At 71.4% G+C, this 18,766-nt stretch carries 16 protein-coding genes and 2 pseudogenes; 9 read left to right on the top strand and 9 right to left on the bottom strand.

Going from position 1 to position 18,766, the window contains the following annotated elements:
* Positions 1-215 precede the first annotated feature (215 nt).
* From ACGRHY_RS28340 to ACGRHY_RS28360, 5 genes are all read left to right on the top strand, one after another.
* Positions 216-1,418, top strand: a complete 1,203-nt coding sequence (locus ACGRHY_RS28340) for an AAA family ATPase (protein ID WP_394638514.1) — start codon at positions 216-218, stop codon at positions 1,416-1,418.
* A complete protein-coding gene (locus ACGRHY_RS28345) occupies positions 1,415-2,011 on the top strand; it encodes a DUF4276 family protein (RefSeq protein ID WP_394638515.1) in 597 nt (198 codons plus the stop codon). The genes ACGRHY_RS28340 and ACGRHY_RS28345 overlap by 4 nt, the downstream gene beginning before the upstream one ends.
* 265 nt (positions 2,012-2,276) lie before the next feature.
* A complete protein-coding gene (locus ACGRHY_RS28350; protein ID WP_394638454.1) occupies positions 2,277-3,125 on the top strand; it encodes an IS5 family transposase in 849 nt (282 codons plus the stop codon).
* Positions 3,122-3,520 carry a hypothetical protein gene (locus tag ACGRHY_RS28355; RefSeq protein WP_394638453.1) on the top strand — a complete coding sequence of 133 codons (399 nt, stop codon included), beginning with the start codon at positions 3,122-3,124 and terminating at the stop codon, positions 3,518-3,520. The genes ACGRHY_RS28350 and ACGRHY_RS28355 overlap by 4 nt, the downstream gene beginning before the upstream one ends.
* Positions 3,521-4,260: 740 nt before the next feature.
* Positions 4,261-5,250, top strand: a complete 990-nt coding sequence (locus ACGRHY_RS28360; RefSeq protein ID WP_394638516.1) for a DsbA family protein — start codon at positions 4,261-4,263, stop codon at positions 5,248-5,250.
* 86 nt (positions 5,251-5,336) lie between these two features.
* On the opposite strand, the pseudogene ACGRHY_RS28365 reads toward ACGRHY_RS28360, so the two are convergent.
* Both ACGRHY_RS28365 and ACGRHY_RS28370 read right to left on the bottom strand, forming a co-directional pair.
* A pseudogene (locus ACGRHY_RS28365) lies at positions 5,337-7,004 on the bottom strand (IS1182 family transposase); the annotation flags it as partial.
* A gap of 125 nt (positions 7,005-7,129) precedes the next feature.
* Positions 7,130-8,302, bottom strand: coding sequence for an acetyl-CoA C-acetyltransferase (locus ACGRHY_RS28370; RefSeq protein WP_394638517.1), 1,173 nt, complete (start codon positions 8,300-8,302; stop codon positions 7,130-7,132).
* 145 nt (positions 8,303-8,447) lie between these two features.
* Here ACGRHY_RS28370 and ACGRHY_RS28375 point away from each other — a divergent pair, with 145 nt between their 5' ends.
* Entirely contained in the window at positions 8,448-9,065 is a 618-nt protein-coding gene (locus ACGRHY_RS28375; RefSeq protein WP_394638518.1) for a TetR/AcrR family transcriptional regulator, read from the top strand.
* Positions 9,062-9,736 (top strand): response regulator transcription factor, encoded by a 675-nt coding sequence (locus ACGRHY_RS28380; RefSeq protein ID WP_394638519.1) that lies wholly within the window; start codon positions 9,062-9,064, stop codon positions 9,734-9,736. The genes ACGRHY_RS28375 and ACGRHY_RS28380 overlap by 4 nt, the downstream gene beginning before the upstream one ends.
* Before the next feature lie 60 nt (positions 9,737-9,796).
* Here the strand turns inward: ACGRHY_RS28380 and ACGRHY_RS28385 are convergent.
* From ACGRHY_RS28385 to ACGRHY_RS28410, 6 genes and pseudogenes are all read right to left on the bottom strand, one after another.
* Positions 9,797-10,270, bottom strand: a pseudogene (locus ACGRHY_RS28385) (4'-phosphopantetheinyl transferase family protein); the annotation flags it as partial.
* A gap of 115 nt (positions 10,271-10,385) precedes the next feature.
* Positions 10,386-11,147, bottom strand: a complete 762-nt coding sequence (locus ACGRHY_RS28390; RefSeq protein ID WP_394638520.1) for an SDR family NAD(P)-dependent oxidoreductase — start codon at positions 11,145-11,147, stop codon at positions 10,386-10,388.
* A gap of 14 nt (positions 11,148-11,161) precedes the next feature.
* Positions 11,162-12,037 carry a crotonase/enoyl-CoA hydratase family protein gene (locus ACGRHY_RS28395; protein ID WP_394638521.1) on the bottom strand — a complete coding sequence of 292 codons (876 nt, stop codon included), beginning with the start codon at positions 12,035-12,037 and terminating at the stop codon, positions 11,162-11,164.
* Complete coding sequence (locus tag ACGRHY_RS28400; protein WP_394638522.1) at positions 12,034-12,867, bottom strand: enoyl-CoA hydratase/isomerase family protein; 834 nt, start codon at positions 12,865-12,867, stop codon at positions 12,034-12,036. The genes ACGRHY_RS28395 and ACGRHY_RS28400 overlap by 4 nt, the downstream gene beginning before the upstream one ends.
* The gene (locus ACGRHY_RS28405) at positions 12,864-13,808 is read right to left on the bottom strand and encodes a 3-hydroxyacyl-CoA dehydrogenase family protein (RefSeq protein WP_394638523.1); all 945 of its coding nucleotides are present in this window, start codon (positions 13,806-13,808) and stop codon (positions 12,864-12,866) included. Before ACGRHY_RS28405 ends, ACGRHY_RS28400 begins: the two co-directional genes overlap by 4 nt.
* Complete coding sequence (locus tag ACGRHY_RS28410; RefSeq protein ID WP_394638524.1) at positions 13,805-14,845, bottom strand: 3-oxoacyl-ACP synthase III family protein; 1,041 nt, start codon at positions 14,843-14,845, stop codon at positions 13,805-13,807. The genes ACGRHY_RS28405 and ACGRHY_RS28410 overlap by 4 nt, the downstream gene beginning before the upstream one ends.
* Before the next feature lie 274 nt (positions 14,846-15,119).
* On the opposite strand from ACGRHY_RS28410, the gene ACGRHY_RS28415 reads away from it, so the two are divergent.
* A complete protein-coding gene (locus tag ACGRHY_RS28415) occupies positions 15,120-16,160 on the top strand; it encodes a 3-oxoacyl-ACP synthase III family protein (protein WP_394638525.1) in 1,041 nt (346 codons plus the stop codon).
* Positions 16,161-16,166: 6 nt separating this feature from the next.
* Positions 16,167-17,135, top strand: a complete 969-nt coding sequence (locus ACGRHY_RS28420) for a zinc-binding dehydrogenase (RefSeq protein WP_394638526.1) — start codon at positions 16,167-16,169, stop codon at positions 17,133-17,135.
* 91 nt (positions 17,136-17,226) lie between these two features.
* On the opposite strand, the gene ACGRHY_RS28425 is transcribed toward ACGRHY_RS28420, so the two are convergent.
* Complete coding sequence (locus ACGRHY_RS28425) at positions 17,227-18,687, bottom strand: MDR family MFS transporter (RefSeq protein WP_394638527.1); 1,461 nt, start codon at positions 18,685-18,687, stop codon at positions 17,227-17,229.
* Positions 18,688-18,766: the final 79 nt, after the last annotated feature.

An 18,766-nucleotide genomic window follows, 5' to 3' on the forward strand; every position in this document is an offset into this window, starting at 1 on the left:
AACCCGATCATGGACGGCCTCGGCACCGGAGCATTGCCACACGGCGATGCACTCTGCTGGTGAAGGACGGTGGCCGGTAAACCGACAACGGACGAGGAAGCGGGGACACACGTGAACAGCAGCGCACCTGCAGCGGTGCCCGACCGGCTGGCCTTCGGTGAACTGCCAGACCGCCGCACAGTGCGCGGCGTCTCCCACACGTACGGGGTGCGCCCATGTTCCTGAAACAGGTGCGGATCGAAAACTTCCGGTCCATCGCCGCGTGTGACGTGCCGCTCCGCCCGCTGACGGTCCTCGCCGGGCCGAACGCAGCCGGCAAATCGAACTTCCTGGACGCGTTGCGCTTCGTCCGGGACGCCCTGAGCTCGACACCAGCACACGCTCTGGAGCAGCGCGGCGGTCTGGAAGAGGTTCTCCACAGGTCTCCGGCGGGCAGCCAGGCCGCCTTCTTCCGCATCCACCTGGACCTGAGCGTCTCCGCACCAGGGCCCCGCGGCGAGCCGCGCACGTTCGACGCCTCCTACCTCGTGGAAGTGGGAGCCGATCCCGAAGAAGACGGCAGGCCCGCGGTCAGACGCGAAGAGCTGTCCACCCCTGGAGGCACCTACCTGTTCTCCGGACCGCCCACGCCGGGCCAGGAACCGAACGAAAGCTGGCGGGAGCATCTGGCGCTGTCACGGTCCCCCAAGGACAGGCACGAGTTCACCCAGGTTTCCCGGCGCCTGTACTCCATGCGCTTCTACGAACTGCACACCCCCGTACTTCGAGACATCGACCAGACACGACGCCAACGGGGCGACGTCGTGCTCGGTGAACGCGGCGAGAGACTGGCACGCGTGCTCGCCTCCCTGGCCCGCAGCACGCCCTGGGCCAAGGAAGCCATCGACGGTTACATCTCGACAATGATCGAGAACGCGGCAGGTCTGGACGGCAAGGAAGTCGACGAAGCCGACCTGGCCTACGTCGTCGGCCGCTTCCACGAAGACGGCAGCCACAAAGAGGTCGACCGCCGGTCGCTGTCCGACGGAACACTCCGCTTGGCCGGTGTCCTCGCCGCGCTCTTCCAGCCCCGAGCACTGAAGGGATCGATCCCCTTCGTCGGCATTGAAGAGCCCGAGATCTCCTTGCACCCGCCGATGCTGGGCGCCCTCTACGACGCCCTCCTGGCCGCCTCGCACAACACCCAGGTGATGGTGACCACCCAGAGCGCCGACCTTCTGGACAACCCTGCCGCCGACCCCGACCACCTCCTCGTCCTTAGAGACGACGGCCACGGCAGCACCATCGGCCCGATCGACGAGACCGGACGCCGCCTGCTGACCGACGGCGTGCTCACCCTGCCCGAACTCCTACGCAGCGGAGAGATGCGCCCGGAACCCGGCTTCCCGCGCGACAGGCAGGAAGGCGATCCGAGATGACCAGCACCTACCCGGTGATCGCCCCCGTAGTAGAGGGCCACGGGGAGGAGAAGGCTCTCCGTGGCCTCCTGCAGCGGCTCGTCCCTCACCTCCGCGAAGGCGCCTACGCACACATCCAGCCCGCCTACCGTCTCCCGCGCGACCAGATGCTCAAACCCGAACCGCTCGCCAAGGCACTCACCATCGTCACCGCCCGCCAGCCGCCGCCCACCGCCGTGCTCGTCCTGCTGGACGCGGACGACGACTGCGCCGTCGACCTGGCCACTCAGGTACACCGCCTGGCGCAGAACAGCCACGCCAACACCCCTCTGATCGCGGTCGTGGCCGTGAGAGAGTTCGAAGCATGGTTCCTCGCCGGAGCCAGAGGACTGGCCGGGCATATGGGACTGCCTCACGACCTCGCCCCACCGCCTAACCCGGAGTCGATCCGCGGCGCCAAGGAGTGGCTGTCCGACCGCATGCCAGCGGGTAGCACCTACCAGCCCCCCGCCCACCAGCCATCCCTCGTCCAGCACTTTGACCTCGACGCAGCCCGCCACGCCGCGCCCTCATTCGACAAACTCTGCCGCGAAGTGGTGCGCTTCCTCGACTGAACAGCCCTCCGCTGGCACACGCCGCCGGAGTAAAAGGAACTTGCCTATGGCCGAAGTCACCTGACATCACATCACCCAAACAGACACACGGCAGTGTGCTCACCGCAGTCTCCAACTCAAGGGAAGGCATACACCCCGAATCCGGATTGACAGAAACTTCTGAGAGGGCGGTTCGTGAGTGTTTGAGTGGTTCCGCCGTCGCCTGATGGTGTGAGTGTGAGCGGAACCTGTCGGCCCGAGGCCGCTGATCTGTTGATGTGATGAGGTGAATGGACGCAAGCCGTACCCGAGTGACTTATCGGACGAGCAGTGGTCGTTGATCGAGCCGGTGATCACCGCGTGGAAGGACCGGCACCGCTCGGTCAGCGGCCACCAGGGCAGATACTCGATGCGGGAGATCGTCAACGCGATCCTCTACCAGAGCCGGACCGGCTGTCAGTGGGCCTACCTCCCGCACGACCTGCCGCCGAAGAGCGCGACGTACTACTACTTCGCCACCTGGCGCGACGACGGAACCGACCAGGTCATCCATGAACTGCTGCGCTGCCAGGTCCGCGAGCGGGCCCGCCGGTTAGAGGACCCGACCCTGGTGGTGCTGGACACCCAGAGCGTCCACGTGGCTGCCGGGGTCCCCTCCTCCACGACCGGCCTCGATCCGGCCAAGCGGGTGCCGGGCCGCAAACGGGGCCTGGCCGTGGACGTGCTGGGTCTGGTCATCGCGGTTGTCGTGCTGGCCGCGAACACGCACGACAACGCCGCGGGTATCGCCCTGCTGAACCAGGTCGCCGCGCACACCGGCGGCACCGTCGAGAAAGCCCTGGTCGATCAGGGCTTCAAGAACCAGGTCGTCGCGCATGGCGTCGGCCTGGGCATCGACGTGGAGATCGTCGAGCGCAACCCGCAGGACACCGGCTTCGTGCCGCAGCCGAAGCGGTGGAGGGTCGAGCAGACCTACGGGATCTTGATACTGCACCGGCGCCTGGTCCGCGACTACGAGCACCATCCCGCTTCCTCCGCCTCCCGCGTCTACTGGGCCATGACCCACGTCATGGCCCGCCAGCTCACCGGCGCGAACACTCCCACCTGGCGCGATGCGCAGGCGGTGACCGCGTGAACCTCCGGCCCCTGCTCGACGCGCTGGACCTCCAGGAGGATGCCGCCCGGGCCCTGGCTGACGACCTGCGAGGACAGATCGGCGAACTGCAGGGCCGGCTGCGGGAGGCCGAGACCCACCTCGAACACCTGGCGATCACCCGGAAGACCGTCACCGGCCTTGCCGACCGGCTCCCGGCCGGTCCACCGGACCTGCCCGAGCACCCGGACTACCCCCGCATCCTCGCCGTCTTCCACGAGGCCACCGGCCCGCTGCGGGCCCGTGACGTCTGCGAAGCCCTCGATCATGAGCTGCTGCCGAAGAACGTCGAAGGCACCCGCGCCAAGCTGAAACGTCTGGTCAAACTCGGCATCCTCACCGAGATCGACGCCGGCAGCTTCGCCAGGAAGCAGTAGCCGACGAACACGTGATCAGCAGCCCTGCCCTAACCTCACTTCGAAACGGACATCAACTCACGAACTGCCCTCTTACACAGCGATCTGTTCGCAAATCCTAATCAGCGGCCGAGTCGTCGCGGGGCGCGAGGCGGCCAGTCATGGGAAGCCACGGTCGGCAGGCCACTGAAAGCCACACCTCGCGCCCCTCGGATGCCCCAACCCTACGAATGGCTGAACCAAACCGATGACCAAGGTAAGGACCACTGATCTCGCGCCGGTCGCCCCAGCACCTGCTCACGCCGATGTCTCGGTCTCGTCTTTCCCGGGCGCAGCGGACCGGCGTCCCCTGCTCGAGCGGAGGGTGCAGTTGCTCCCCGACTTCGTTCTGAGAGCTGTGAAGCCGGACGCGGACTGGAGGCGTACGGGCTTGTACAGCCTGCTGCCCGACGGCACCATCACCTCGCCAGGGGCCAGCGAAGAGGTTTTCACTGCTCCTGCCATGTTGCGTCGCTTCGCTGAGGCCGAAGGCGTACCCCATGCACCAGCCGTCACGCAGACCCTGAAGCGCACCACTTTCTACGACTCCCCGAGGTCCGGCTCGTACCACGTGGTAGCCAGCGTCGACCATCTTCCTGACACTGTGTCGAATACGCGACACCTCGACATGCGAGCTCACGAGTCCTGAGGCCAGGGTCGCTTTCCGGGCAGTATGTTCGATGGTTGTTGAATAAACGACATATGTTGAATAACTTGGGGGCATGAGGCACATCGAAGTGTGGGCGGACGTGATCTGCGCCTGGGCGTACATCGGCAAGCGGCGGTTGGCGCGGGCGCTTGAAGGATGGGGCGGCGAGCCCGTCGAGGTGCTGTGGCGACCGTTCCGGATCGACCCGATGGCACCGGCGCGGGCGCAGCCGCTGGAGGAGGTGCTGCGGGACCCTGTGGTGGATGCGGCGTTGCAGGGGTGCGCACCCGGAATGAGCGCGGCCGAGAACCGGGTCAGGGTCTCGGAGATCGCGGTCGCCGAAGGGCTGGGCCCCCGTTGGGGAGCGGCGTGGCGGGCCTCGAGCCATGACGCGCACCGGCTTGTCGCCCTAGCTTACGAGCAGGGTGGGGCCGCCCTTCAGGACGTCATGTTGGAGGGGGTGTTGCGGGCCCACTTCGTGGAGGGGCGGGACATCAGCCGGACGGAGACGCTCCAGGAGGTCGCCTCCGCCGCCGGTTTCTCCGAGGGCGCCCGGCTGCTGGACGGGGGTGGGGCCGAGGAGTACGTACGGGAGGCCCTGCTGCGGGGCAAGGCGATCGGGGTGACGACCTCGCCCACCCTGGTGATCGGCGGGGAGGCGCTGGCCGGGGCGCACGCGCCCGAGGTGATCGCGCGGTTCGTGGCACGGGCCGTGGCCGAACCGCGACGCGAGCTGCCGGCCGAGGTCGAAAGGCTGCGGCTGGCCGAGGCGCTGCTCGACAAGGGCGATCCGCTGGGCTGTCTGACGCTGCTGGGCGCGCTGATGGCGGAGCACCCCGAGGATCGGAGCGTACGGATGCTCGCCGCACGTGCCTACTACCACTCGGCGCAGCTGTCGCGGGCGCAAAGCGGGCTGGAGAGGCTGGTGGCGGAGAGCCCGGACGACGCGTACGCCCGGTTGCTACTGGGCCGAACCCTGGAGCGACGGGGGGAGGGGGAGGAGGCGGCGCAGCATCTGCGGATCGCCGCCGCGATGAACCCCGAGTACAGGAAGGCCGGGTGAGCGGCGTATGTCCCCGGCGTCGTGGGTGAGGGGAAAGGGCCCGGGCCGCTTCGAGCAGACGCTGTTGGTTGATTCGGGCCCTGTTGCTTCGCCCCGTCGACTTGGTCGGCGGGGCGAAGTGCTGCGAAGTGGCTGGTGCGGGTGCGGGCCCGGGGTGTTTCGGTGACGTGGGCGTCGATGCGGGCGAGGTTGATGGCGGCGCCGGTGAGCTGGTGCTGCAGGCTGGTCTTGGCCAGGCTCCGGTAGCGGGATCTGCGCAGGCCGCAGCGCCCGACGCCTTGGGAGATGGTGCCTTCGACGCCGGCGCGGATCTGGTAGCGGGCTTTCCACTCGTCGGTCTGCTGGAGAGCGCGGGTGCGGTGAAGGGCCTGGTGCTCGTCGTGCTGCCGCAGGGTGAGTTCCCTGCGTTCGGCCTTGGGTGAGCTGACGCAGTCGCGCAGTGCGGGGCAGTGGCGGCAGTCGGCCGGGGAGAATCTGACCCGGATCACGGGAAGCTGCTGCTGAGAGCTGCGCAGAGCCCACTGGGTGCTGGTGGCTCCGTTCGGGCAGGTGACGTGCTGCTGGTCCCAGTCGATGGTGAAGGCGTCCTGGTCGTAGCCGCTGCCGTTCTTCGCCTGGGCGACGGTGACCGCCTGGAGCGGTCCGCGCAGCTCGATGCCGTGCTCGCGGCGGGCGGCCGCGATCTGGGAGGCGGTGGCATATCCGGTGTCGACCCAGTGTTCGCCCGGCAGACAGTCCCGTTCGGCCAGGCTGTTGTGGATCTTCTCGCTCATCACGCTGTCGGGGACGGTGGCGACGGTCGTGGCCACGTTCGTGATCAGATGTGGGGTGTCCGGCTCACAGGTCTCGGTCAGATGGGTCTTGTATCCGTCCCAGAGGATGTCGCGTTTCTTGCTGCCCCTGGCTTCTGGGTCATAGGGCGTGACCAGGCGCTTTGCGCCCGGCGGTCGGTCTTTTGGGTCCCGTCGCCTCACCTCGCCCCCGACCGGGTGGAAGTGCTGGACCCACATCTGCCGCAGGATCTTCACCTGCTCCAGCTCCCGGAGCGCGGTCGGTGCCCGGGTCGAGAAGACGGCCTCAAGCAGCCGCATCCCGTCCGTCCCGATCCGTCGGCCGACCTCCTGCCGTCTGGTGTGGGCCGTGGGGAACCGGGAGTCCTCGGCCCGGGTGGCGTAATGCCGGAACCAGTCCGGTTCGGCGATCTCCGCCAGCCAGTCGGGGGCGGCCTGCGCGAGCGCGTTCAACGCCGAACGAAGCGTCTCCGCGACCATCTCCAGCCAGCACAGTTCCCGAGCCGCGGACTGCACATGCGTGGAGTCGGTCCGGGCCCGGCCTGACGTCTTCAGCAGGCCTTTGTCACGGGCGGCGGCCAGGATGCCGTCCAGCACCCTCCGCCCGGCGTCCGCTTCGACGAGGCGGTCCCGGAACTCCGACAGCACCGAGAAGTCGAAGCCGGGATCGGCCAGTTCCAGCGCGAGGGCGTATTTGAAGTCGATCCTCGCCCGCACCGCCTCGGCGGCCTGCCGGTCGGTGAGCCCCTCGACGAACTGCAGCACCAGCACCAGCGCCAGCCGGCCCGGTGACCAAGCAGGCTTCCCCCGCGCCGGGAAGAGGTCGGCGAACTCCTCGTCAGCGAACAGCGGACCCAGCTCGTCCCGGACCCGGATCGCCAGGCTCCCCTTCGCGAACGCGGCCCGCGCCACCCGCACCGTCTCCGCCGGGATCTCCCCCGGCCCCTTCGGCTGCATGGACATCGACACCCACCCCATACGACAACGTCGGCTCCCAAGACCACAACCGGGTCTTGGGAGCCGACGTCACGCAAGGGCCCGAATTAACCAACAGCGTCCGCTTCGAGCAGTCCGGGCCCCGCGCGTGGTCAGAGGCGTTCGATGATGGTGACGTTGGCCTGGCCGCCGCCTTCACACATGGTCTGCAGGCCGTAGCGGCCACCGGTGCGTTCCAGGTGGTGCAGCATCGTGGTCATCAACCGGGCGCCGGTAGCACCGAGGGGGTGGCCGAGGGCGATCGCGCCGCCGACGGGGTTGACCCGCTCGGGCGCGATGGCGATCTCGCGCTGCCAAGCCAGGACGACGGGGGCGAAGGCCTCGTTGATCTCGACGGTGTCGATGTCGTCCTCAGTGAGGTTGGCGTCCGCGAGTGCCTTGCGGGTGGCGGGGATCGGGGCGCTGAGCATCATGATCGGGTCGTCGCCCAGGACGGTCATTTGATGGATGCGGGCCCGGGGGGTTAGGCCGTGCTCGCGCAGCGCCTCCTCGGAGGCGATGAGGAGAGCGGCCGCGCCGTCGGAGATCTGGGAGGCGGTGGCGGCGGTGATCCGGCCAGCGGGGTCCAGCGTCTTCAGCTGCGCCATCGACTCGAGCGTGGTGTCGCGGCGGGGCCCCTCGTCGGCCGCGAGGGTGTGCTCGCCGTCTTCGTAGGGCTCGATCTCGCGCTCGAACCAGCCGGAGTCGGCCGCGTGGGCGGCCCGGCGGTGACTGGTCAGGGCGAACTCCTCCATCTCCTCGCGTGAGATGCTCCAATGACGAGCCATCAGCTCGGCGGCGTGGAACTGGCTGACGGTCTGGTCGCCGTACCGCTTACGCCAGCCGCGGGAGCCCGAGTACGGGTCGGGGTGACCGAACTGGTCGCCGACGAGGGCGGCGGCGGTGAGCGGGATCTGCGACATGTTCTGCACGCCGCCAGCGACGACGAGCCCGGACAGGCCGCTCATGACCGCCTGGGCGGCGAAGTGTACAGCCTGCTGGGAGGAGCCGCACTGGCGGTCGATGGTGACGCCTGGCACGTTCTCCGGCAGTCCTGCGGCCAGCCAGCTGGTGCGGGCGATATCCCCGGACTGCGAGCCGAGCTGGTCGAGGCAGCCGAAGACGACGTCGTCGACGGCGGCGGGGGCGACGCCCGTGCGGCCCATCAGGGCGTTCAGGACGTGGGCGCCAAGGTCCGCGGAGTGGACGCCCGAGAGTCCGCCCTTGCGGCGGCCGACCGGGGTGCGCACCGCGTCGACGATGTAGGCCTGGGATAGCGTGCTCATCTCAACCGTGTTCCTTGTCAGGGGATGGGTGGACTGCGGGGTGTGCGCACGGCCTGGTGCGGCCGGCTCCTCCCCGACTGTACGACACGCGTCGTTTAATAGACGGGTGTTGCATTCATGTCGCGTGTTGTGGAACCGTGGTCCCATGCCGAAAACCTCGAACACCCGGGGCTCCTCACGTGACCCCCGCGCCCGGCGGACCAGGGCGCTGCTGCGCTCCGCGGTCCGGGACCTCTCGATGGAGAAGGATCTGGACGGCATCACCATGAGCGACATCGCCGAGCGCGCGGAGGTGAACCGAGCCACGGTCTACCTGCATTACAAGGACCGTGAGGACCTGCTCCTCGACGCCACCGAGTCGACGATGGACAGTGTGGTCGAGGCGGCCCGCGGCTGCCGACTGATCTCGGACACGCATGCGTTGCCCGACACTGCTCCGGTGCACCTGATCAGCCTGTTCACGCAAGTCGACAAGCACCGCGCCGTCTACCGCCGGATGCTCGGCGAGGACGGCAGCCCGCGTTTCGCCGCCCGCCTCGAACGGCTCCTGGCGCAGGCGTGGTTCGAGCAGCTGCTGACCGAGACCCCGCCGGACGCGTTCGACGAGACGGCACTGCTGGTGCGCGCGCACTTCCTCGGCGGGGCCCTGCTGGCGGTCATCGGCCGGTGGGCCCGCGGCGAGTTCGACGGCGAGGACGAGAACGGCATGAGCGTGACCGAGGTCGCCGATCTGACCTGGGCGCTGATACGAGGTGAGGGATGACCGTGACACAGACGCAGGCGGCGGCCACGGCGACCGGCCCGGTGCGGACGTCGGTGCTCGTGGTGCTCGAGAACGAGCTGGTGCGCTGCGGTGTTACCACCCTGCTGCGTACCGTCCCCTCGGTCCGGGACGTCTGGGCGTGCAGCGGTCCGGTCGCGGCCCGCGAACTGCTCGCCGAGCACCGGCCAGACATCGTGCTCTGCCACGGCAGCGGCGGACCGGCACAGGCACTGATCCGGGAGGCCGAGACCGTTGAGGCACGCGTGCTGCTCCTCCTGGAGGACCTGCGGCTCGAGTCCATCGACGAGGATGTCATGCTCTCCTCCCACGGTTTCCTTATGCAGTCCGAGCTGACGGCCGGCAACCTCCACGAAGCCGTTGTGCGCCTGGAGCGCGGCGAGATGCCGCTGCCCGCGGGTCTGGCACGGTCCCTGATGGTGCGGGTGTGCGGAGCCGGGCCGACGGGAACCTCACGCAAGATCTCCCTCACCCCCCGTGAGCAGCAGGTGCTCTCGCTGCTCGCCCAGGGCATGAGCAACAAGCAGATCGCCCGACGGCTCACCATCTCCGAGCACGGGGTCAAACGGCACGTCACCAACCTGCTCGCCAAGCTGAACTCCCCCAACCGCACACTGGCCGTGGCGCTCGCCCTCCAGGAGGGCCTGGTCTGAACCCGCGACCGTGGGCAACGCCAGGGCGGCCACGTGACGGGGGCCGACGGCCAGGGGAGTGGTGCGCCAATGGGGGACGGGTGCCCCCGCGACGGACCAGCGGTGCGGATCGGCTGGCTCGGCCCTCACCTGGCGCAACCCGCCCGCCAGGCCCGTGCCGAGTCCTTTGAGCACCGCCTCCTTGCACGTCCAGCGGGCGAGCAGGGCCGGGCGGGCCACCAGTCGGTCCAGCCGCAACCAGCGGGCGAGGTCCGACGGGTCGAGGACCCGGGCGGCCAGCTCCCGCTCCCCACGCACCGGGCGGACGCGCTCGATGTCCACGCCCAGCGGGCTCCCGGCCGAACAGCCCACCAGAGCGGCGCCCTTGGTGTGAGACAGGCTCAGCCGCAGCCAGGGGGCAGCAGGGACCACCGGTCGGCCGACGGCGTCTCGCGCCACGCGCAGCCGGCGCGGCGCCACGTCCAGGACCCGGGCCACGCCAAGGCGCAGCAGGGCGTGGGCGGTGACGTACGGGGAGCGTGCCTCGCACGGCATCCCGGCGTACCGGTCGCGCTCGGCTGGGGTGAGCAGGTCCAGCAGGGCCTCCTCCTGCGCCACGGGGCGGTCGGTGCGGGCCGACCAGACGCGGACGCCAGGGGCCGAGGCGTCGTCAGATCGGGCCAAGGCGCACCGCCCCGTCCAGCCGGATGACCTCGCCGTTGAGCATCGGGTTGTCGATGATGTGCGCGACCAGCGAGGCGAACTCCTCGGACCGGCCCAGCCGGACGGGGTGCGGGGTCTGCGCGGCGAGCGAGGCGCGGGCCTCGTCGGCGAGCCCCGCAACCATCGGCGTGTCGAACAGCCCCGGAGCAACGGTCACCACGCGGATACCGTGCCGGGCCAGGTCTCGGGCCAACGGCAGGGTCATGCCGGCGACTGCCGCCTTCGAGGCGGTGTAGGCGACCTGACCCTCCTGGCCTTCGTACGCGGCGATCGAGGAGGTGCACACCACCACCCCCCGGTCGCCGTCCACCGCCTCGTTAGCCGCCATCATCCGGGCTGCCTGGCGGACCACGTCGAAGGTGCCCAGGAGGTTCACCCGGACCACCTCCGCGAAGGTCTCCAGCGGCAGCGGGCCGCGCTTGCCCAGGGTGCGGCCGGGCATCGCGACCCCCGCGCAGCTCACCACGGCGCCGAGCCGGCCCAGCGAGGCCGCGGTGTCGACGGCGCGGGCCACGTCCTCGGTGCGGGTGATGTCGCCGGGGACGAACACGGCCCGGTCGCCGAGATCGGCGGTGATTTTCTCGGCGCGTTCGGAGGCGCGGCCTGTGAAGACCACCCGGCAGCCCTCGGCGGCCAGCCGCCGGACGGCCGCCAGCCCCAGCCCCGAGGTGCCCCCGGTGACCAGCGCGACGCTGTCGTGCATGTTCATGGTGGTGCCTCCCATCAGTACCCGTGCCAGACGGGCGGGCGGCGCTCGGCGAAGGCGGTCATGCCCTCCCGCGCGTCCCGGCTCGCCAGCAGTCGGGTGCTCAACTCAGCATTGATCCGCCACAGTTCGTCCTCGGACGTCCCCCCGGTCGCGGCCCGCACTAGGCGCTTGGCGGCCTGGAGGGAGAGCGGCGCGTGTGCGGCGACGCGCTCCGCCAGCTCTAGGGCCGCGTGCAGGGCGTGGCCGGGCGGGGCGAGACGGTTGACCAGGTGCCACTGACGGGCGGTGGCCGCGGAAACCGAATCGCCGGTGAGTGCGGCCTCCATGGCGGCGCGTACGGGCACCAGCCGGGGTAGCCGGATCAGTCCGCCGGCCCCGGCCAGCAGGCCCCGGGTCACCTCGGGCAGCCCGAACCGGGCATCCTCGGCGGCGACCACCAGGTCACAGGCGAGGACGATCTCCAGGCCGCCGCCCAGCGCAGCGCCCTCGACGGCGGCGATCAGGGGGGTGCGCACCGGGTGGTGGACGATGCCGGCGAAGTCCCATTCCTCGTGGTCCGGGTCGTGTACGACGCCGCCGGCGGCCAGCGCCTTCAGGTCGGCGCCGGCGCAGAAGACCGGCCCGGCGCCGGTGAGCACGCCCACCCGCAGCACCGGGTCGCGGTCCAGTTCGGTCAGGGCGGCGCCGAGGGCGGCCGCGAGCGCCGAGTCGACCGCGTTGCGGGCCGCGGGGCGGTCCAGGGTCAGTACGGCGATGTGACCCCGGCGCTCGAACCGTACGAGCGGGGAGGGGGTGCTGGGGGCGTCGGGCATGCCCGGGATATCGGGGGTGTCGGGGGTGGCGGGGGCGTTGGGCGTGCCCGGGACGGCGGGAATGGCGGAGGTGGTCACGCGGCGCCTCCGGACCAGGCATGTGCCGTGCCCGCCGGGGCGAAGCGGGGGCTGCGGCGGGCGTGGAAGGCGGCGATGCCCTCCACGGCGTCGGCGGTGGCCGCGGCCGCGCTGAGCGTGGTCGACTCGTCCTCCAGGTGCTCGGCCAGCGAGCGCGCGAACGAGGCCCGCAGCAGCCGCTTGGTCTGCCCGTACGCCCGGGTGGGGCCGGCCGCGATCTCCTGGGCGAGCTGCACGGCCCGCTTGTGCAGCAGACCGGCCGGCACCGTCTCGGTGGACAGGCCCCAGGACTGGGCGTCCTCGGCGCTGAGCACCTGGCCCAGCAGCGTGATGTGCTGGGCGCGGCGCAGTCCGACGAGCCGGGGCAGCAGGTGGCTGGTCGAGGCGTCCGGCGTCAGACCCAGGGCACCGTACGCGGAGCGGTAGGTGGTTCCCTCGGCGGTCAGCAGGACGTCGGCCAGGCAGGCCAGGCCCAGGCCGGCGCCCGCCACATGGCCCTGGGCGGCGACGACCAGCGGGGCGGGCATCGCGGCGAGCCGGGACAGGGCCGCGTGCAGGTAGCTGGTGACCTCCATCAGATGGCTGGGCAGGTCGCCCGCCTGCTCGAAGGAGGTGAGGTCGCCGCCGACGCAGAAGTGGTCGCCCGTGCCAGTCAGCAGGACGCAGCCGCTGGTGGCGGTGGGCTCCAGCAGGGTGGCGCGCAGCAGTTCCTGCGCGAGCCCGAGGTCGATGGCGTTGCGCCGCTCCGGGCGCGCCAGGCGCAGGTGGGTGACGCCGTTCTCCCAGGTGACCTGGATGCGGCGGAACCGGGCCGCGGGGTCGGTGGTCATCGTGCTCCTGTCGTGGCCGGGCCGGTGTCGGCGGCGGCGCGGTAGTCGTGGAAGCCGCGTCCGCTCTTGCGCCCGTGGTGGCCGGCCGCGACGAGCTCCCCGAGCAGGGCGGGGGCCTCGAAGGCCGGGTTGCCGGTGGCGCGGTGCAGGGCGGCCGCCACGTCGTGGAACACGTCGATCCCGCTGAGGTCCACGGAGGCGAGTGGCCCCATGGGGTGGCCGAAGCCCAGCTGGCAGGCCCGGTCGAGGTCGGCGGGGCTGCAGGTGCCGTCCTCGACCATCCGGACCGCCTCCAGGATCAGCACGGTCAGCAGCCGGGTGGTGATGAAGCCGGGGGTGTCGCGCTCGACCAGCACGCTCTCCTTGCCGATCTCGGCGGCGAAGGCCTGGGCGAGGGCGAGGACGTGCTCCGAGGTGGCGGGGCCGCGGACGATCTCGCACAGCCGCATCATCGGGACCGGCGAGAAGAAGTGGGTGCCCACGACGCGTTCGGGGCGGGCGGTGGCCCGCGCGATCGCGCCGATGGGGATGCCGGAGGTGTTGCTGGCCAGCAGGGCCGCGTCCGTGCAGAGCGCGTCGAGCCGGGCGAACACCTCCTGCTTGACGGCCAGGTCCTCGGTGACCGACTCGACGACCAGGGCCGCGCCGGCGCAGTCCTCCAGGCGGGTGGTGGGCCGGACGCGGTCCAGGACCCCGGCGGGGTCGGCGGGCGCCGGCAGGCTGGGGGCCGTACCCCTGCGGGCCAGCCGGCGCAGCGAGTCCTCGATGGCGGCGCGGGCGCGGTCCAGGGACTCCCGGGTGCGGCTGTAGAGCACCACCGGGCGTCCGGCGGCGGCCGCGACCTGGGCCAGGCCGGCCCCCATGGTGCCGGCGCCGACGACCGCGACCGGGCCGGCCGGCACCCGCGGGGCCGCGGCCGGGCGGGGGGCCTCGACGGTCACGGCCGCTGCCCGAAGTCGTCGGCGCCGGTCCAGCGGATCAGCGTGCCGCCGTGGCTCATGCCCGCGCCAAAGGAGACGATGACGACGTTGTCCCCGGGGGCGACCCGGCCGGTGTCCATGGCCTCGCGCAGGACCAGCGGTACGCCGGCGCCCGAGGTGTTGCCGTACTCCTGGACGTTGGTCATGGTCTTCTCGGCGGGCAGGCCCAGCTTCTCCATCAGCAGGTGGATCAGGTGGTAGTTGGCCTGGTGGAAGACGATGAGGTCGATGTCGTCCAGGGTGATGCCGTTGGTCTTGACCAGCTCCTCCACGAAGCCGGGAACCCGTTCGAGGGCGAAGTCGCGCACCCCGCGGCCGTACATGTGGGCGAAGTTGTCGCCGAAGGCGGACTGCTTGGGGGTGCCGTCGTCCCAGGTGCGCTTCTCGCGCTTGACGTAGGCGGTGGTGTAGGCGGACGGGTCGCTGCGCAGCACGGCGGAGGAGACGCCCTTGCCGGCCTCGACGGGCTCGAGGAGGTAGCAGGCCGCGCCGTCGCCGAAGATGACGCCGACGGTGCGGTCCTCGGGGTCGAAGGTCTTGGTGCTGACGTCGGCGAGGACGACGGCGACCCGCCGGTAGGCGCCGGAGGCCACGTACTTGGCGCCGACGTCCAGGGCCCAGGTGCCGCCGGGGCAGCCGCCGGTGTTGACGTCGAAACCGGGCACGTCCTGGATGCCGGCCTTGCCCATGATGGCCACGGCGGTGGCCGGGATGAGGTTGTCGGGGGTGTACGTGCCGCAGATGACCAGGTCGACGGAGTGGGGGCTGACCCCGGCGCGCTCGCACGCGTCGAGCAGGGCCTTGGCGCCCAGGTCGGAGGACCACTCCTCGGGGGCCGACCAGCGGCGGGTCCGTACGCCGATGAACTCGCTGATCCACGCGTCGGTGGTGTCCAGCCGCTGTTCGAGGTCGGCGTTGGTCACGACCCGCTCGGGCAGGTGGCCGCCGATCGCCCGGATGCCCACGCCCCGGGGCCTGTCGTATGCGATGGGTTCCATGGGGCCGAGTCTTTCCGCCGCCCCCGAGGGCGGGAAGGCTCCTTCCGACTGGCCCATCGCCACCCCCACCGGGGCCGGTGGCTGCCCTGCCCGTATGGGCAGGGCGGGTGGCGGCCACGTCCGGCGGCACCGGACATGGGCCTCGAACGCACCGTCCTTGCTGGACTTTCGCGTCTTCTTCCGGCGCGGCGCGGCTGCCTATGGTTCCGCGGACCTGGGAGGCGCCCCCTCGGACCGGCGTCTCCTTTTCTTCCGGGAGAGAGCAGACATGCCCATGACCGTCGCCAGTACCACGGAGAGCCCCGTCCTCTCCCGCACCGACACCGGTGGCCTGCGCATTCCGGTGGGAATCGTCGGCACCGGCTGCCACGTGCCCTCGCGGGTGGTTCCCAACGCGGAACTCGTCGCGACGCTGGACACCACCGACGCGTGGATCAGGAGCCGCACCGGCATAGGCGAGCGGCGCTGGCTGGAGGAGGGGCGGACCACCTCCGACATGTGCGTGGCCGCCGCGCGGGAGGCGCTGGAGCGCAGCGGCCGGTCGGCCGCGGACCTCGACGCGGTGATCGTCGCGACGTTCACCTACGACCAGCCGCTGCCGTCGACCGCGCTGATCGTGAAGGAGGCCCTCGGCGCGACGCGGGCGTTCCCGCTGGACCTCAGCCAGGCGGCCTGCGCGGGCGGGGTGTACGGCATGCTGACCGCGGCCCACCTGCTGCAGAACGACCGCATCCGCAACGTGCTGGTGATCGGCGCGGAGTGCCTGTCGCGGGTCACCGACCCCGAGGACCGCTCGACGCGGGTGTTCTTCGGCGACGCCGCGGGCGCCGTGGTGATGAGCCGGACCGAGCCGGGCTTCGGGCTGCTGTCCTGGGACCTGGACGCCTCGCTGTCGTACGCGGTGGAGATCCCGGCGGGCGGGGCGAGCCGGCCCACGACCGAGGAGACCGTCGCGGCGCGCGGCCAGTTCCTGAAGATGGACGGGCGCACGGTGTGGACGGAGGCCACCAAGCGGCTGCCGGAGAGCATCCTGACCACCCTGGGCCGGGCGGGCCTGCGGCCGGGCGACGTGGATCACTACATGCTGCACCAGGCGAACCTGAACATCGTCCACGAGGCGATGGACGCGCTCGGGGTGGACCGCTCGCGGGCCGGCATCAGCGTGGACCGGTACGGCAACACGGGCGCGGCCACCGTCTTCACGGTGCTGCACCAGGCGATGGAGGCGGGCCGGGTGGCGCCGGGGGAGCTGATGGTGGTCTCGGCCATCGGAGCCGGGTTCATCTGGGGCACCCTCTGCCTGCGGGCGGGGTGAGCGCGGGTGTACGCCGTCGTGGCCGAGCGCTCCGTGCCCGAGGACCCGCTGGCGGGGCTGCGCACCGGGCCGTGGCCCGAGCCGCGGCCCCCGGAGGGCTGGGTCACGGTCGAGGTGCGGGCCGCCGCCCTGAACCACCACGACCTGTGGACGCTGCGCGGGGTGGCGGTGCTGCCCGGGCAGTTGCCGGTCGTCCTTGGCAGTGACGCCGCGGGCGTCGACGAGGACGGCCGGGAGGTGATCGTCTACCCGGTGATCGGGGACCCGCTGGCCGGGGGCGGGGACGAGACCCTCGACCCGGCGGTGGAGTTCCTCTCCGTGCAGCGGCCCGGCACGCTCGCGCAGCGGGTGTCGGTGCCGCGCCGCTGCCTGGTCCCCAAGCCGGCCGAGCTGAGCTTCGCCGAGGCGGCCTGTCTCCCGGGTGCCTGGCTGACGGCCTACCGGATGCTGTTCGAGAAGGCCGGGGTCGAGCCGGGCGGTGTGGTGCTGGTGCAGGGTGCGGGCGGTGGTGTCGGCACAGCCGCGGTGCGCCTGGGCAGCACCGCGGGGCTGCGGGTGTGGGCGGTGAGCCGGTCCGCGGAGAAGCGGCGCCGGCTGGCCGGGCTGGGCGCGGAGCGGGTGATGGCGCCGGGCGAGCGGCTGCCGCACAAGGTGGACGCGGTGATCGACACCGTGGGCGAGGCCACGTACGCGGCCTCGTTGAAGGCGCTGCGCGCGGGCGGGCGGCTGGTGCTCTCCGGGGCGACCACGGGGGGCCTGCCGCCCGCTGACCTGGGGCGGATCTTCGCCAACCAGTTGTCGGTGGTGGGCTCGACCATGGGGACGGCCGACCAGCTGGCGCGGCTGGCGGCGTTCTGCGTGCGCACCGGCGTACGGCCGGTAGTGGACCGGGTGCTGCCGCTGTCGCGGGTGCGGGAGGGACTGGCGGCGATGGACGCGGGCGAGCTGTTCGGCAAGGTCGTGCTGGTGCCCTGAGCCCGGTTCCCCGGTACGACGACTCCGGCCCGGCTCCTCCTGAAGGGAGGGGCCGGGCCGAAGTGTCGCCGCCGCCGACGGGGGGATGGATTCAGGCGGCGGCGGGCTCCTTCACCGGGGCGTCGGCGGCGGGCGCCGGCACGGTGCGCGGCAGGAACAGCGCGGGCAGCAGGGTGACGGCGGTCAGGCCGAACACCCACCAGAAGGAGGTGCCGAAGGCGTCGGACACCGGGGCGCCGGAGGTCTTGCCGTCGGTCAGGCCGTTCTGCAGGACGACGGCGACCGCGGCCGTGCCCACCGAACCGCCCAGCCGCTGGAAGATGTTCATGGCGCTGGAGGCGCGGGGCATCGCGGCGGGGGCCAGCGAGCGGTAGGCGGCCGCGAGGCTGGGCAGAGTCACCACGCCGACGCCGATACCGCGGGCCACCATGGCGGCGGCGAGCAGGACCTGATCGGTGCCGTCGTCGACGAGGGCGAAGGGCAGGGTGCCCAGCAGGGTGATCAGGACGCCGGCGAGGGCCAGGGGGCCCGCGCCCGCCTTGTCGGTGGCCTTGCCGACCACGGCCATGGCGATGACGTAGCCGACGCCCTGCGGGGCGAGCATCAGTCCGGCCTCGAGGACGGTGGCGCCGCGGTCCAGCTGGAAGTACAGGGGGAGCAGGAACATCGCGCCGAACACACCGGCGTTCAGGGTGAACTGGGTGAGGACGGCGGCGGAGTAGCCGCGGTCCGCGAACAGCCGCAGGTCGATCAGCGGGGTGCCGGGGGTGCGCAGGGCGTGCACGGCGAAGCCGGCCAGCAGGGCCGCGCCGGCCAGGGTCCAGGGCAGGCTCCCGGCGTCGGTGAAGCCGCCGCTGCCGGCCTCGGCCAGGCCGTACAGGAGCAGGGCGAGGCCGGGGGAGAGGAGCAGCAGGCCGAGGGTGTCCAGCCGGCGGTCGGTCCGCGGGCGGTCGGCGGGGAGCTTGATCCAGGCGAGCACGATGGCGGCCAGGCCGATCGGGATGTTGATGAAGAAGATCCAGCGCCAGTTCAGCTCGTCGACGAAGTACCCCCCGACGACCGGGCCGATGATCGGGGCGAGCATGGCGGGCACGGACACCACGGCCATCACCCTGCCGAGCCGGGCCGGGCCCGCGGCGCCGGCGAGCATGGCCTGCGCCATCGGCATCACCATGCCGCCGCCGAGGCCCTGGATCACGCGGAAGACCACCAGGCTCTCCACGGACCAGGCGAGGCCGGAGAGGACCGACCCGGCGAGGAAGAGGACCTGGGCGGCCAGCCACACCCGCTTGGCGCCGAAGCGTTCCATGGCCCAGCCGGCGAGCGGGACGACGAGGGAGAGAGCCAGCAGGTAGCCGGTGACGCTCCACTGGACCGCGTCGAGCGGGGCGTCCAGTTCGCGGGTGAGGGTCTCGACGGCGACGTTGACGATCGTGCCGTCGAGCAGGGTGGTCACGGCGCCCAGGACCAGGACGCCACACAGCCACCACAACGAGCCGTCGATGCGGGCGTCCTGCTCCGCGACGGTGGGCGCGGGCGTGGGTCGGTTCATGGCAAGGGATCCCCTCCGGAAACACGGCGGGGCAGAAACTTGGACTACCCCATCTAGATTTGAATAGTAGACTAGGCCG

This window comes from Streptomyces shinuiensis (assembly GCF_043660855.1).
In the GTDB taxonomy this organism is placed as follows: Bacteria; Actinomycetota; Actinomycetes; order Streptomycetales; family Streptomycetaceae; genus Streptomyces.

Coding starts and splice junctions, on each gene's coding strand:
- ACGRHY_RS28340 (WP_394638514.1), top strand. CDS start 216: ATGTTCCTGAAACAGGTGCGGATCGAAAACTTCCGGTCCATCGCCGCG.
- ACGRHY_RS28345 (WP_394638515.1), top strand. CDS start 1,415: ATGACCAGCACCTACCCGGTGATCGCCCCCGTAGTAGAGGGCCACGGG.
- ACGRHY_RS28360 (WP_394638516.1), top strand. CDS start 4,261: ATGAGGCACATCGAAGTGTGGGCGGACGTGATCTGCGCCTGGGCGTAC.
- ACGRHY_RS28370 (WP_394638517.1), bottom strand. CDS start 8,302: ATGAGCACGCTATCCCAGGCCTACATCGTCGACGCGGTGCGCACCCCG.
- ACGRHY_RS28375 (WP_394638518.1), top strand. CDS start 8,448: ATGCCGAAAACCTCGAACACCCGGGGCTCCTCACGTGACCCCCGCGCC.
- ACGRHY_RS28380 (WP_394638519.1), top strand. CDS start 9,062: ATGACCGTGACACAGACGCAGGCGGCGGCCACGGCGACCGGCCCGGTG.
- ACGRHY_RS28390 (WP_394638520.1), bottom strand. CDS start 11,147: ATGAACATGCACGACAGCGTCGCGCTGGTCACCGGGGGCACCTCGGGG.
- ACGRHY_RS28400 (WP_394638522.1), bottom strand. CDS start 12,867: ATGACCACCGACCCCGCGGCCCGGTTCCGCCGCATCCAGGTCACCTGG.
- ACGRHY_RS28410 (WP_394638524.1), bottom strand. CDS start 14,845: ATGGAACCCATCGCATACGACAGGCCCCGGGGCGTGGGCATCCGGGCG.
- ACGRHY_RS28415 (WP_394638525.1), top strand. CDS start 15,120: ATGACCGTCGCCAGTACCACGGAGAGCCCCGTCCTCTCCCGCACCGAC.
- ACGRHY_RS28425 (WP_394638527.1), bottom strand. CDS start 18,687: ATGAACCGACCCACGCCCGCGCCCACCGTCGCGGAGCAGGACGCCCGC.